Annotated in this window: 13 protein-coding genes; 12 read left to right on the top strand and 1 reads right to left on the bottom strand. The window is 44.9% G+C overall.

What is annotated here, in order from left to right; all coding sequences use genetic code 11:
• The first annotated feature begins 66 nt into the window (after positions 1-66).
• The 11 genes from ACE3K2_RS06835 (at position 67) to coaD (ending at position 12,514) form a co-directional block, all read left to right on the top strand.
• Positions 67-1,614, top strand: coding sequence for a response regulator transcription factor (locus ACE3K2_RS06835; protein ID WP_421888441.1), 1,548 nt, complete (start codon positions 67-69; stop codon positions 1,612-1,614).
• A gap of 18 nt (positions 1,615-1,632) precedes the next feature.
• On the top strand, positions 1,633-3,402 hold the full coding sequence (locus ACE3K2_RS06840; RefSeq protein WP_421888444.1) for a sensor histidine kinase: 1,770 nt from the start codon (positions 1,633-1,635) through the stop codon (positions 3,400-3,402).
• 351 nt (positions 3,403-3,753) lie between these two features.
• The gene (locus ACE3K2_RS06845; RefSeq protein WP_421891043.1) at positions 3,754-5,037 is read left to right on the top strand and encodes an extracellular solute-binding protein; all 1,284 of its coding nucleotides are present in this window, start codon (positions 3,754-3,756) and stop codon (positions 5,035-5,037) included.
• A 131-nt stretch (positions 5,038-5,168) separates the two neighbouring features.
• Complete coding sequence (locus tag ACE3K2_RS06850) at positions 5,169-6,068, top strand: carbohydrate ABC transporter permease (protein ID WP_278295763.1); 900 nt, start codon at positions 5,169-5,171, stop codon at positions 6,066-6,068.
• Positions 6,061-6,891 carry a carbohydrate ABC transporter permease gene (locus ACE3K2_RS06855; RefSeq protein WP_421888448.1) on the top strand — a complete coding sequence of 277 codons (831 nt, stop codon included), beginning with the start codon at positions 6,061-6,063 and terminating at the stop codon, positions 6,889-6,891. Before ACE3K2_RS06850 ends, ACE3K2_RS06855 begins: the two co-directional genes overlap by 8 nt.
• Before the next feature lie 163 nt (positions 6,892-7,054).
• The gene (locus ACE3K2_RS06860; protein WP_421888451.1) at positions 7,055-10,102 is read left to right on the top strand and encodes a glycoside hydrolase family 2 TIM barrel-domain containing protein; all 3,048 of its coding nucleotides are present in this window, start codon (positions 7,055-7,057) and stop codon (positions 10,100-10,102) included.
• A 174-nt stretch (positions 10,103-10,276) separates the two neighbouring features.
• Entirely contained in the window at positions 10,277-10,582 is a 306-nt protein-coding gene (locus ACE3K2_RS06865; RefSeq protein ID WP_062833752.1) for a hypothetical protein, read from the top strand.
• Between the two features lie 42 nt (positions 10,583-10,624).
• On the top strand, positions 10,625-10,906 hold the full coding sequence (locus ACE3K2_RS06870; RefSeq protein WP_421888454.1) for a hypothetical protein: 282 nt from the start codon (positions 10,625-10,627) through the stop codon (positions 10,904-10,906).
• A gap of 43 nt (positions 10,907-10,949) precedes the next feature.
• A complete protein-coding gene (locus tag ACE3K2_RS06875; protein ID WP_421888457.1) occupies positions 10,950-11,096 on the top strand; it encodes a hypothetical protein in 147 nt (48 codons plus the stop codon).
• A gap of 301 nt (positions 11,097-11,397) precedes the next feature.
• Positions 11,398-12,006, top strand: coding sequence for a 16S rRNA (guanine(966)-N(2))-methyltransferase RsmD (rsmD, locus tag ACE3K2_RS06880; protein WP_421888459.1), 609 nt, complete (start codon positions 11,398-11,400; stop codon positions 12,004-12,006).
• A 1-nt stretch (position 12,007) separates the two neighbouring features.
• Entirely contained in the window at positions 12,008-12,514 is a 507-nt protein-coding gene (gene coaD, locus ACE3K2_RS06885; protein ID WP_085981453.1) for a pantetheine-phosphate adenylyltransferase, read from the top strand.
• Here the strand turns inward: coaD and ACE3K2_RS06890 are convergent.
• Positions 12,492-13,820 carry a nucleoside recognition domain-containing protein gene (locus tag ACE3K2_RS06890; protein WP_421888461.1) on the bottom strand — a complete coding sequence of 443 codons (1,329 nt, stop codon included), beginning with the start codon at positions 13,818-13,820 and terminating at the stop codon, positions 12,492-12,494. The genes coaD and ACE3K2_RS06890 overlap by 23 nt on opposite strands.
• 314 nt (positions 13,821-14,134) lie before the next feature.
• On the opposite strand from ACE3K2_RS06890, the gene ACE3K2_RS06895 reads away from it, so the two are divergent.
• Positions 14,135-15,175, top strand: coding sequence for a SepM family pheromone-processing serine protease (locus ACE3K2_RS06895; protein ID WP_421888464.1), 1,041 nt, complete (start codon positions 14,135-14,137; stop codon positions 15,173-15,175).
• The last annotated feature ends 112 nt before the right edge of the window (positions 15,176-15,287 follow it).

Genomic DNA, 15,287 nt, shown 5'->3' on the forward strand with positions numbered 1-15,287 from the left:
CGATATATAATAATAGGTATAGCCTGTACAGATATAGAGGAAAGATTAGACAAGGGGGTCGCGATCATGAACCGGTTGTGCAAGGTGCTGATTGTTGACGATGAGTTTCTGGTAAGACAGGGCATAAAGCATCATATGAACTGGGAAGCAGAAGGATTTCTCATTGTGGGTGAAGCTTCCAACGGTGAAGAAGGATTACAGCAGGTGAGCCTGTTAAAACCGGATATTGTGATTACCGACATTGTCATGCCTGTCATGGATGGCGAAACGTTTGTCCGTACACTAAAAGCCAGTAATCCGCAGATTGAAGTTATTGTACTTAGCAGCTTCAGTGAGTTCGAGTATGTACGTTCTACGCTTCAGCACGGGGCAGCCGATTATATACTGAAACCAAAGCTGGATACGAATGAATTATTGCAGGTCCTTCAACGCACAGCAGGTAAAATTCCAGAGCTACAGTTTGAGCCTTCGCACGATGGCTGGAGACTTGGACAACTGATGGAGAAGATGTTATCCGGATTTACACTGGACGAGAATAGTGAAATGCCGATTATTCGAGACACTTTTCCGTATGAATCTTTTCGTTTGCTTGTGTATAAACCGATGGATGCTGGAGGGAATCCACTGAAGCTGGACAAGGAACAGATGGAATCCAAGCTTCGCAGTGATCTGCCTGATGTGGAATGTGCAATGGTTCCCGCAGAGGGGACATCACCTGTGATGCTTCTTAATGTTGATCCTGCGAGAGACGGATGGATGCTTGAACGGATTAGGCAGTTGGCCAGTGAAAATGCAGCAGGAGAAGGCAGTCCTGGTTGGGTGCTTAGTGAAAGCTTTACTTCATTTGAACAAATGGGTGTGGTCTACCGGGAACGCCTGATTAAGCTGATGGAATATCGCTTCTATTATAAGGATCGGCCAATCCTGGTGTATGGTGAACTGCCTCCAATGCATCCTGCAGGGTACCAGTTTAATGTGAATATGTTTTTACAGCATGTGAAACGTAACCGGGTCGAAGCGGCAAGAGAGTATTTACAGGATCATGCGGCAACACTTGGACGGGATTATATTGCCGATGTGTTTGAGATCAAATCATTTCTCGGTAACTTGATCTTCAACGTGACCATTACCCTCGCGGATATGGATGTTCAGTCTGCCGGGCTGGAAGAGAGCAAATATACGTATTTTAAAAATGTGGACGGGGCTTCGAGTCTAGGCGAAGTTATGACAGTGCTTGACCACTTCATGACTGAAGTTCAGGAGTGCATCGTTGGTGCGGGTGGCAAACGAAGTGATCCGAATATGAAGATGCTGCTGGATTACATGCATGAGCACTTTGATCAGCCGCTTGGGCTTGCTGAAGTAGCCAAACACTTTCATTTTAATCCATCGTATTTATCCAGTTATTTCTCGTCTCACAAAAAAGAAGGATTTAATGAATATTTGAATAAAATTCGGATTGAAAAGGCGGAGGAACTGCTCCGATCCGATGATGTAACCATCTCTGAGATTAGCAGTATGGTTGGTTATTCCGATCACAGTTACTTTTGCAAAGTGTTCAAAAAATTCACCGGACTATCACCAAGCCGATACCGGCGCAAATTCTGGGCATAAAGTCAGAAGGATAAAATCATGAAGAAATGGTTGAACAGATTATCTCGTCTTGGATTATTTCCCAAGTTGTTTCTGGTTATGGTCATCAGTATTGTTCTCGTCTCTGTACTCATCTTATGGACAACCATTCACATGTCCACCAATCTGTTTACCGAGACGTTCAGTATCACAAACTCCAAAGTGCTTAATCAGATCAAGACGAATTTTGAATCCTTTAATGAATCGATCGCTGCGGTTACCAATAATGTAGCTCAAAGTGGTGCCATTCGGGGTTTTCTGTCAGAGGGGGATGCAGACTCAGTCTCAACGGCCAAATCTTTCTATAATATGCGTGAAACCATGAATCGGGTTCAAACCATTATTGAGTCTTATGAAGTAGGTATTACCATTGTGGGAGTAAACGGACGAAGTTTTTCCACCAATCCGGCTTACATTAAGAAGACAGGGGACGAATTGAAGCAGGAGCCCATTACCAAAGCAGCAATTCAATCCCCTAGCAGGCTGATTTTTGACTATTACCGCAGTAATACCAGTGAAGGCGAGATACAGATGATCTCGGCAACAAAGGCATTGACGGATCGAACAAGAAATCACATATACGGGACCCTCTACGTTACTATGAGAGAAGTGGAGTTCCAACAGTTCTATTCCAGTTTCACGAGTCGAGGTAATGATGTTGTTATTATGAATGAAAAGGGCGAAATTATATCTTCCAACCGTCTGGACTGGATCGGTACAATTCAGCCGGAGCTGCTCACATATGCTAAGGATTTGAGTGTGGACGTTTCGAAGAGTATTAATGCCCGTGTCATGGGGCAGGAGAGCATTATTCTATCTGAGTATTTGCCCTTTTATCGCTTTTACCTGATTAATGTAGTGGATAAAGAAATGGCAATGGGACAGCTCATTGACATGAAGACGGTTGCGCTCATCTGTACAGCGATCGTGATCGGTGCGCTTGTCCTGGTGTTTCTGATTACCAGCCAAATCACCAAATCATTGCGCAGACTGGTGAAGCAGATGTCTAATATCACAAAAAGTGATCTGGATAACTATATACCGGTTAGTGGCAGTTACGAGAGTAGGCAATTGGGTCATGCGTACAACTATATGCTTGATGAATTGCATGATTATGTGGATCAATTAGTACAGACACAGCATGAACAACGTAATGCAGAGCTGGCGGCATTACAGAGTCAGATTAATCCTCATTTCTTGTACAATACTCTTGCATCTGTCAAAGTTCTGGTGCAACAAGGCAACAAGGACAGGGCAGCGGAGACCATTAATGCATTAATTGGATTGCTGCAAAATACGATCAGTGATGTGAGTCAGACGGTTACAGTGGAGCAAGAAGTCGAGAATTTGAAAAATTATGTCTTCATTAATCACGTTAGATACGGTGGCCGGATTAAAGCTGCTTTCTACGTCGCTCCGGATTGTACACACTATCATGTACCAAAGCTGGTGATCCAACCGTTTATTGAAAATGCATTTTTCCATGGATTCATCAAGAAAGAGACGGGTACGATTCATGTCATGGTTTCCAGAGCAGGGGAATCACTCATCTGTGAGATCATGGACAATGGTGATGGAATTGAAGGGCTTGTCATGGGAGAGACCTTACCCAATCCGAAGAATAATCGTCAACTATTCAGCGGCATCGGTATTCGGAATGTACATGACCGTATTGAGTTATTATATGGATCGCCTTATGGTGTCACCATTATGAGTACCGTTGGGGAAGGAACAAGAGTCACCGTTACACTGCCTTTAATCACGAGTTGAATCGCAGCCTATTTTAATTGAATACAATCAAAATCGAGATCCCTCGTTGCTGTGTTTCTACAGAAACGGGGGATTTTTATATGTCAGAGTTGAAGTGACCACACATATTTGTACGATTTCAAGATCAAGATAATACAAAATCAAAAGAAATTACAAAAAAACAAATTTAATGCAAACGGTTTCTGTAAAGGTTTTCATTGTGGCAATAAGATGACAAATCCGCACAAAATTATTACTAACGAATGGAGATATGGGAATGATAAGATGAATACATCGAAAGCAACCGCTTTCAGAAAACGTAAACAAATTACACACAAAGAGGTCGAAGGGGAGTTGAATGTTTTGAAAAAAATGTGGGTATTGATGCTCGTTACAGTACTGCTGTTGTCCGCATGTTCATCCGGTGGAGGAAGTAATTCTGCCAGTGGTGGAGATGAAAAAACAAACGAAATTACAATCTGGGCTTGGGACAAAGCATTTAACGTCGCTGCTCTTGAACAAGCAAAAGAAATTTATCAAAAAGAAAATCCTGATTTGAAAATCAACATCATTGAGAATGCTCAAGATGCGATTATCCAGAAGCTGAACACAGGATTGAACTCTGGAACAAGCAGCGGTCTTCCAAACATTGTTTTGATTGAAGACTATCGTGCACAAAGCTTCCTGAGTGCGTATCCGGATGCGTTCAAAGATTTGTCTTCTACGATTAAAGCTTCCGATTTTGCAGATTACAAAATTGGACCAACATCTTATGAAGGCAAACAATATGGAGTTCCATTTGACTCCGGCGTAGCAGGTTTGTACTACAGAACGGATTTGCTGGAACAAGCGGGCTACAAGTCTGCTGACTTGCAAGACATCACTTGGGATGATTACATCCAAATCGGTAAAGATGTAAAAGCAAAAACTGGTAAAGAGCTGCTGTCTCTTGACCCGAACGATCTTGGAATCATTCGCATGATGATCCAAACAGCAGGCAAATGGTACACTGCAGAAGATGGCAAAACACCTGACATTAGCACTAACCCTGCATTGAAAGAAGCTTTCGAAACGTATAAAAAAATGATGGATGCCAACATTGTTAAATTGCACTCTGACTGGAGTCAATTCGTTGCCAATGCCAATAACGGCAGTGTAGCAACAATTCCTACAGGTAACTGGTTCTCACCATCTGTACGTCAAGAAGCTTCCCAATCCGGTAAATGGGCTGTAGCTCCAATGCCGAAAATGGCTGGTCAATCTAACTCTGTACATGCATCCAACTTGGGTGGTAGCTCCTGGTATGTGATGAACAATGTTCCTGGTGCAGATCAAGCAGCTGATTTCATGGCAAAAACATTTGGTTCTGACAAACAATTGTATCAAGATTTGTTGACAAATATTGGTGCGATCGGTACGTACAAACCGGCTACTGATGGTGATGCGTACAACAAGGCAGATGAATTCTTCAGCGGTCAAAAAATCTTCAGTGATTTCGCAAACTGGACCAAAGAAATTCCAAACGTAAACTATGGTAGCAACACATATGCGATTGAAGACATTCTGGTTGTTGAAATGCAAGCATACCTGAATGGTAAATCAATTGACGAAGTTTTGGCCGAAGCACAAAAACAAGCTGAAGCACAATTAAACTAGGATACCCAAGGTAACTTATAGAACCCTAGGTAACTCGGAGCCGTCTCCCTTGTCTGACGCAAGTCAAACCGGATAAGGCGAGAGGCTCTGTGGGTTCTATCCATGTTCCGTGGAGAGAGAGGAGCCATACTGTGAAAGCCATAAATACAGGAGACAGTCTCCAAAAGAAAAATAATTTGACTGGATGGGCTTTTGTTTTGCTGGCTGTTATCGGAATTGTAGCATTTTACTTCTATCCGATGATTCAAGCGCTGCTCTTATCATTCAAGTCTGGCAAAGGTGCCAATCTTGAATTTTCGGGCCTTGCGAACTACAAAAGATTGTTAGTTGATACAACGTTCCGCACAGCATTATCAAACACATTCATCTACTTGATCATTCAAGTGCCTGTAATGATTATTCTTGGTTTGTTTATTTCCGTATTGCTGAATGACAGCACACTGCGGTTCCGGAGTTTCTTCCGTACAGCGATTTTCTTGCCTTGTGTAACTTCATTGGTAGCATACTCTGTTGTATTTAAATATTTGTTCGCACCAGATGGAATGGTGAATCAATTCCTGATGGGTCTTCACATTATTGGCGACCCAATCCAATGGATCACAGACCCATTCTGGGCTAAAATTACGATCATAATCGCCGTTACTTGGCGTTGGACCGGATATAACATGATTTTCTATCTGTCATCTCTGCAAAACATCGATCAATCGATCTATGAAGCTGCAAGAATTGACGGAGCGAATGCTTTTACACAATTTTTCAAAATCACAGTACCTTTGCTTAAACCAATTATCCTCTTCACGTCGATCACATCAACGATTGGTACATTACAAATCTTCGATGAGATCATGAATATAACCAAAGGTGGTCCAGGTAACGCGACCATGTCGATTTCACAATACATCTACAACCTTTCGTTCAAATATTCACCGGACTTCGGTTATGCAGCAACCGTTTCGTATTCCATCGTAATCTTGATTATTGTATTGTCCATCATCCAGTTTAAAGTGGCAGGTGATAATAAAAATGGCTAAATTTAAAGCAAAACGAGTTTTCACTTATGTGTTCCTGTCCATCGTCGCTTTTGTATCCATTTTTCCATTCTTCTGGATGTTGGTCAGTTCAACGAATGCGTCCGTCGATGTAACCAAAGGCAGATTGTTACCGGGTTCAGCTTTCATTGATAACTTTAACAAACTGCTTGATTCGACAAATCTCGTGCAGGCTCTTGGGAACTCGGCTATTATCTCGATAATCTCGACTGCTCTGGCGTTATTGATTGGTTCCATGGCGGGTTATGGCTTCGAGGTATTCCGTACGAAGTCCCGTGATATCGTGTTTAATATCCTGTTGTTATCCATGATGATCCCGTTTGCAGCAATCATGGTACCACTGTATCGTATGTTTGCAACAATCTCGGGAGTTACACCGGTTATCGGAATCAACACGATGGCAGCAGTTATCTTGCCAACCATTGCAACAGCGTTCCTGATCTTCTTCTTCCGTCAGAACACAAAAATGTTCCCGAAAGATTTGCTGGAAGCTGGACGTATTGACGGTCTGAGTGAGCTTGGGATCTTCCTGAAGATCTACATGCCAACGATGAAAACAACCTATGCAGCGGCAGCGATTATTACATTCATGAGTAGCTGGAACAACTATCTGTGGCCACTCATTGTATTGCAAACGCCTGACCAACAAACGATTCCGCTGTTGATCTCGAATCTGGGTGCTGGTTATGCTCCGGACTATGGAGTAATCATGACAGCAATCGTTATTGCAACACTGCCTACAGCAATTGTATTCTTCATCATGCAGAAACATTTTGTTGCAGGTATGGTAGGTTCCGTGAAGTAATGAAAACAGCATAATCCGTGTTAATGACGGATGCAGGAAAGAAGAGAGGACGCCAGTTATGGCGTACCTCTGTCTTTTTTGTTTGTTTATGTATAGCAAAAAGGAAATCCCGATGTAACCTTGAATCAGTCAAACTATAACGTTTTAGAGGGAGAGAGAGCCGATGAAAGCAACAAAGGCAGATATCAACTGGTTGGGAGACGTAAGTGTATTTGAGGTGAACCGTCTTCATGCCTATTCTGATCACCGTTATTACCAAACGATGGACGAGGCAGTAGGTTCAGGCGCGATGTCCATGCGTTATGATCTGAATGGTACGTGGAAATTCAACTATGCCATTCGTCCAGACAGCCGTTCCGAGTTTTTCTATACATCCGATTTCTCCAGTGAAGGCTGGGATGACATTGAAGTCCCGGGGCATATCCAACTTCAAGGATACGGACAGATTCAATATGTAAATACACAATACCCTTGGGATGGCCTGAACGAAATTCGTCCGCCGGCATTGCCACAGGATAAAAACCCTGTTGGAAGTTACATTCGCACATTCCACCTGCCGACAGGTTGGGAGTCGAATCCGGTATATATTTCTTTCCAAGGTGTAGAGTCTGCATTCTATGTATGGCTTAACGGACAATTTGTAGGATACGGGGAAGACAGCTTTACGCCATCTGACTTTGACCTGACGCCATTCCTTCAGGATGGCGAGAATAAACTCGCCGTTGAGGTGTATCAACGCAGCACAGGCAGCTGGCTGGAAGATCAGGATTTCTGGCGTTTCTCCGGTATTTTCAGAGATGTGTATCTGTATACGGTCCCTGCTGCACACGTACGTGATGTTCGTGTCCGCACAGATCTGGACAAGTCCTATACAAACGGTACATTGCAACTAGATTTGAAACTGGAAGGAAAAGCGGTTGCTGGAGCACGTGTAGAGGCTGAACTTCGTGATCGTGAAGGCAATACCGTTAAAACGTTTGAATCCAAAGTTAACGATGGACAAGTAAGTCTTCGTGAAGACATCGGTACAGTGAATCTGTGGAGCGCAGAGATCCCATACCTGTACCGTCTATATATTCGTGTATATGATGCTGCGGGTACACTGGTTGAGGTTGTTCCTCAAGCCGTTGGTTTCCGTACATTTGAAATGATTGATAAAGTGATGCACATCAACGGTAAACGTATTGTATTCAAAGGTGTGAATCGTCATGAGTTCAACCCGCGTCGTGGACGTGCGGTTACGAAGGAAGACATGCTGTGGGATGTTCGTACCATCAAACAAAACAATATGAATGCCGTACGTACGTCACACTATCCAAACCAAAGTCTGTGGTATGAGTTGTGTGATGAATACGGACTCTATGTTATTGACGAGATGAATCTGGAGACGCACGGATCTTGGCAGAAGCTTGGCGCTGTTGAACCTTCTTGGGTTATTCCAGGGGACAAACCGGAATGGCATGATATCGTTATGGACCGCGCTGTATCCATGGTGGAACGTGACAAAAACCATCCGTCCATTCTGATCTGGTCTTGTGGTAATGAATCCCATGGCGGTGAAGTCATTTACAAAGTATCGCAATACTTCAAAGCAGCTGATCCGACACGTCTGGTACATTACGAAGGTGTATTCCATGATCGTCGTTTCAATGAGACAAGTGATATGGAGAGCCGCATGTATGCCAAACCGGCTGACATTGAGGAATTCCTGAATGCAAATCCGATCAAACCTTATATTAGCTGTGAGTACATGCACGCCATGGGTAACTCTATTGGTGGGATGCACAAATATACGGAGTTGGAAGACAAGTACCCAATGTATCAAGGTGGATTCATCTGGGATTACATCGACCAATCCATTTATAAAAAAGACCGTTACGGTAAAGAATTCCTCGCTTATGGCGGAGATTTCGGTGATCGTCCATCAGACTATTCGTTCTGTGGCAACGGTATCGTTCATGCGGACCGTAAAGTAACTGCAAAAATGCAGGAGGTCAAATTCCTGTATCAGAACATCAAGCTGTTCCCGGATCGTGAAGGTGTCAAAATTGTGAATGGTAACCTGTTCGCAGATACATCTGCGCTGGAACTGGTATACAGCCTGGAGCGTGAGGGCCATGAAGTGCTGCGTGGAACATTGGAAGTGAACGTCGATGCGCAAAGCGAGACGGTAGTAAAACTTCCGCTGGGTGCAGAATCCCTGGCGGGCGGCGAGTACGCTGTGAACACTGCATTTGTGTTAAAAGAAACTACCCTGTGGGCTGACAAAGGCGAAGAAGTGGCATTTGGACAGTTTATTTTCACACAGGATCAGGTAAATGATGCAGTTGAAGTCGACTTGAACCTTGTAAGTGATGTACAGGTGGTTGAAGGTGACGTTAACATTGGGGTTCGTGCTGGCAAGACGCATGCGCTGTTCTCCAAACAGTTCGGGACACTGGTTTCCTTGAAATTGTCTGGTCGTGAGACCATTGCGGTACCACCTGCACCGCTCTTCTGGCGTGCAATGACGGATAATGACAAAGGTATGGCGATGGGCTTTGAGCTTGGTGCCTGGTATGCTGCGAGCCTGATGCCACGTTCTGTAGAGTGGAAAGCGGAACAGAAACCGGATCAATACCGGATCGAGTTCACGTACAAGCTCAACATTTCGGAGGATGTACAAGTGAAAGTGGTGTACACCGTTCATTCAGATGGAAGCGTACGTGTGCATAATACGTACAAAGGTACTGCCGGATTGCCTAACCTGCCAATTCATGCATTGTCCTTCAGAACATCACCTGACTTCGAAAACGTGGAATGGCTCGCGATGGGACCAGAAGAAAACTATGCAGACCGCGCATTTGGCGCACGTCTGGGTATCCATGGCAGCAAGGTAGCTGATACTGTAGCTCCATATCTGGTACCACAGGAATCAGGCAACCGTACGGGCGTACGTTGGGCCAAATTGACAGACAACGCGGGACGTGGCTTCAAAATTGAGGCATCCGGAACTCCGGTTGAGCTGAATGTATCACCATATACGGCATTTGAGCTGGAGAATGCGCAACATGCGTACGAATTGCCACCTGTGCACTATACGGTTGTGACTGTAGCGGGTAAACAAATGGGTGTTGGCGGTGATGACAGCTGGGGTGCTCCAGTTCATCCGGAATACCTGATCCCTTCGGACGGCGAACTGACATTTGAATTTGTCATTCGTGCACTGTAAATAAAGAATCGAACAGAATAAAGAATGTATTCTTATAAAGAACAGAGGTCTTCGCTCGTCGGAGGCCTCTGTTTTGTTATGCCAACGAACAGCTTGAGAGGCATTGTATGAAACCGTTCTCTCTCCAACCTCGTAATGTACAAGACAGGAAACACATATAAGAGGGGGTTCAAGATGAGTAGGAAAGCAAAGACAGGTATATGGGTGACGGTGTTGGTCTTCTTGGGCATCATAGTTGGATGTTTCATATGGTATTTCAATACCGCTTCGGGTGAACGTGCCCTCAAAACGATGAGGTCCAATAACTCGGGTGGCCTGGAGAGAGTTGTTAAAGTGTACAGCAATAATGGTGAATTGATTCAGACCTATGATGGTAAAATTGACGTGGAAGATACGGAATACGGAAATAAAGTATTGTTCGATCTGAATGGGAAACGTGTTGTGATCTATAATGCAACGATTGTTGTTGAAGAGAAGTAAAGCAAAAATAAGGAAATGATATAAGGGTCGGGTGAGATTTTTATGATGGATATGTACCTCATAATCCTTGTTGCTATCTTGGGAATGACTCTGTTCTATAGCTTGATCGCTTATTTCTTGATTCGTTTCATTTCGAAAAAAGCGTTCAAGCTGACGTTAACCAGATATGAAATGATGGAGATCATGACCTGGCTCGCCGTACTGTTTATTACCTTCATGATGATTAAGAATGGTTCAATAAATCTTCTCTTGCCGGTTGTTTTACTTATCATTCCATTGATCAATTTGCGGCGGTCCAATCGGAAACAAAGAGAGATGAATTAGCATATCTTGTTTAGTTGGGTAAGACATATGAGTTTTATGCGTTTTGAGTGAAAAGATCCAGAAGTACAAGATTGAACATCTAAACACAAATGAATTTATCGCAGATATGGGCATGTGGCTGAGGGAGATCGGATGGTTGCAGACGGAAGAGGAAGCTGACATAAGTGAATTTGAAGAAAAATATAACTAACAACATAAATGAAAATATAAACAACAAAAAGAAGCCCTCTTTCGAGAGCTTCTTTTTCATGGGAGAGGAGAAACCGGACGAAGAGCTTATGGGGAAACGTAAGTCTTCTCCGCGGTTGTCTACGACACTTGTGATGTCGATAATTATAGAATCCCCCGATTGTTTCCTTTTTATACATATGCGTCAACAATTCGTCAACAATTTTTCAAGGCATATGAAGACCGGACATTTTTCAAACTGAACCCGAGTGTGGTACGATAGCTTTATCATTAAACTTACATAGAGAAAAGGTGACTCGTCAGTGAGAGTGGTATCTGGGAGTGCAAAAGGCAGGCCGCTGAAGGCTGTTCCTGGCACAGGCACGCGACCGACCACCGACAAGGTGAAGGAAGCGTTATTTAGTATGGTTGGTCCTTATTTTGAGGGCGGTACAGCATTGGATCTGTTTGCAGGCAGTGGGGGTCTCGGTATTGAGGCACTAAGCCGCGGCATGGACAAGGCTGTTTTTGTTGATTTGGAATCAAAAAGTATTGAAGTCATCCGCATGAATCTGAAGGCGACCAAGCTGGAAGACCAGGCGGCCGTATATCGTAATGATGCAGGTCGTGCGTTGAAGGCACTCGCCAAGAGAGGCGCAACGTTTGATCTGGTATTTCTCGACCCGCCCTATCGCATGAAGAACGGGCACGAGTTGATGCTGACCATGCACGAATTGGAACTTCTGGAACCCGAAGCAACCATCGTGCTTGAATATGAATCCAAACATGATTACCCTGAGCAATTCGGCCCGTTTGAACAAACGCGCAAGGCTTTGTATGGGGAGACGGCAGTATCCATCTATTATTATGCGCCTGAAGCAGTTGAAGATGGAGAATCCATTACACCGGAAGAGGAGGCTCCTCATGACTGAAATGATACATCGACAGGAACGGATCGCCGTATATCCTGGAAGTTTTGATCCCGTAACGATGGGGCATCTGGATATTATCGCCAGAGCGTCGAAGCAATTTGATCGCGTCATTGTGGCTGTGTTGAACAATATGAGCAAAAATCCGCTGTTTACGGTGGAGGAACGCAAAGAACTGATTACGGAAGTAACCCGCCATCTGCCCAATGTGGAGGTGGACAGTTTCCGCGATCTGACAGCCAATTACGTCCGGCAAAAGGAAGCTCAGGTCATCGTTCGTGGTATACGCTCCGTAACTGATTTTGAATACGAATTGCAATTGGCATCGACCAACAGCAAGTTGAATCCGGATGCGGAAACGATATTTATGATGACCAATCCGAAGTATTCCTATTTAAGTTCCAGCATCGTGAAAGAAATTGCTCATTATCATGGAGATGTTACAGATCTTGTCTCACCTGAAGTGGAAGCAGCGCTCCGTCAGAAAATCAGCGAGAAAACCGGCGGTTAAACCAGAAGGTAAGACCCGATAGACTGATCATCACTGCAAGAAGTAATGCAAAACCTATGCATGCAGCAGGGAAGACACTCCAAATGGTGTTGATCGGGTAAGTGTTACCTGGACTATGTATGAATAACCAACCGAATGGTGTTAAGAGGTCCTGCTCTGCATTCGTCTGTAATGTGGTCCAGACTTCTGTGTTATAACGGCTGAACGGCATCCATAGGAACAGACTGATGAAAAACGCGATTAATCCATGAGTCAGACGAACTCCGGCAAAGTACAACATCGATTTGCTGCCCGGACTAGTTGTTTTCAGGACAGCAGAGACTTGCAGATGGGAGCATAAACCACCCCATCCCAGAACGGCTGCAAGTAGAGACATGAGCAGTGCGGGTGTTAGTGAAGTCTGGCTCAAATGATAGGTGCCCAGGTGAAGTTCAAAGAAGGCTGGCCACAGCGCAGCAGAGGACCCGGGAGTCAGATAAAGGGAGACCAGCCGGATAAACACGGCAAAACCGATCATGTAACCTCCAGTCATCATCAAGGTCTGCACAGCTTGGGATACGGTGTCACCGAGCAGTTTGCCAAACCCTCTTCCATCACGACTATGGGCTTCCCTGGCTGCAATCATCAGTTCAGACCATATACGGCGTCGTTTAAGCGTAGAGTGATGGGTTGCAGAAGAGTGACTTGTGGAACTTGCAGGCTGAGAGTCAAGAGAGCTGGTATTTGCTTGCACAGCTGTCGAGCCAGCCCTGTTTGTCTGCTTCCCTGGTGCAGGCAGGAGACGTGTGGCAAGAATGGCTGCAATCCAGCCGCTGATCCAGTGGACCACGAGTAGGAAATAACCGGCCGATGGCTGATGAAGAAAAGCAGCACCAACGACCAGTATGATCATCATTGGGTTGGCAAAATGAGATGCCGCCGCAAGGACAACCGCCTGCTTGGCGGTAATTTGTCTATCCTGAAATAAACGGGACACCGCATCAGCTCCTGCGGGGAATCCGCCGCACATGCCAACGGCAATTGCCAGACCTGCGTTACCAGGGAGTCTGAACCATCGTTGCATTAACGGTCCGAGCAAGGCGCCGATCGCGTGGGTGAAGCCAAACGCAGTGAGCATTTGGGATAACATGAGGAATGGGAGCATGGCAGGAAAGATGATTTTCCACCATATATCCAGACCTTGAATAGAGGCATCAAACGCTTCTTTGGGGGAAGCAACTACCGCAATGACCAACATTAAAGCGCCGGTACTCAGGATGATTGTTCGTAACGGACCAGAATCTTTAACCTCGCTCTGTAATGTCATCGTTTCACCTCATATCAGATAACGCCCACTCGGCATTTGAATCGTTATGGACGGCCGAATGACGCCCGAAGGGCGGTTCGGCCTTGACCGGACAGGCTATTGTATACAGCGGCCTATCCGGCCTGTACCATTGTATGCACAGGGACCAGAGTGTTAGACTTGAAATAAATGATGAAACAAGATGAGCTGAGCATCGCATTACAAAAAGTGTGAATCTAACTGGAGATTGTGAAGGAATCAGAAGGTGGGATTACGATCACTGATTAGTGTAGAGTTCAGCTTATATAGAGATACAAAGAACGGAGGCTCATGCGATGAATCGGATTCGGAAATATGGCGGATTCAGAGCTTCGATCTTTGTGATCGTGGTGGCTCTGGTCGTCTATGTTGCTGTGTACATGCCAACGCCGTATATCATATATATGCCTGGCAGTGCAGATGAAGTAAAACCTATGGTAACCGTTAAGGTTGGGGACCAGGAAGAACGCGGTGTGTTCATGATGACGACCGTGTCGGCAACATATGCCAATGTGTTTTTGCTAGGAACCTCTCTGTTCAATAAAAATGCTCAAGTGGATAAAAAGGAAGACCGACTGCGTGGCAAAAGCGAAGCGGAATACTCTGCCGAACAGGTGTGGTTCATGAGTGACTCACAATCCTCCGCAATGGAGGCTGCATATGAACAGGCTGGTGTGGCTTACTCTATTGTACCTGAGCATATCTTTGTATTTGGACTGTCCGAAAACCCCAAACCGGAAGGAGATATTGCTCCGGGCGATATTATTCTGGGTGTAAACGGAACTGCTACGCCGGATAATACGGTGCTTTCTGCCCAGTTAAAAGATAAAAAAGTCGGAGATACGGTTGAAATGCAGCTGGAACGTGGTGGAGAGACCATTAGCCGGGACGTGAAACTGATCCAGGTCAAAGACAATAAAACAGGTGAAACCCGCCCGGGACTCGGCGTAATGATTGGTGCGGTTCAGAAGGTGAAAGCTGAAGATCCGAACAAACAGATTTCCTTCACAGATACTCAGGTTGGTGGTCCGTCTGCCGGCTTGATGTTTACGTTGGAGATCTATAACCAGTTAACACCTGGAGATCTGACCAAGGGGCATCGAATTGCGGGTACAGGTACCATTACGAAGGACGGTGTGGTGGGTGCCATTGGTGGTGTCGTGCACAAGATTGTAGCCGCTGACCGGAAAGAAGCAGAGATCTTCTTTGTGCCGAAGGATAACTATAAGGAAGCAGCAGCCAAGGCTGAACAGATCGGCACCAAAATGAAACTTGTGCCTGTGAGCACGGTGGATGATGCACTGGCTTATCTGAAAACTTTATCTGTGAAATCATAGGATTATGATCGGGTGGAAAGAGATGGAGCCAACGTTGAAACGGATGAATAATTACGGATGATATTGGAATGTATTGATTGCAGCGATAGAAGTGTGATCAAGAGAAATGAGC

The sequence above is a fragment of the Paenibacillus sp. genome (genome assembly GCF_048976745.1).
In the GTDB taxonomy this organism is placed as follows: domain Bacteria; phylum Bacillota; class Bacilli; order Paenibacillales; family Paenibacillaceae; genus Paenibacillus.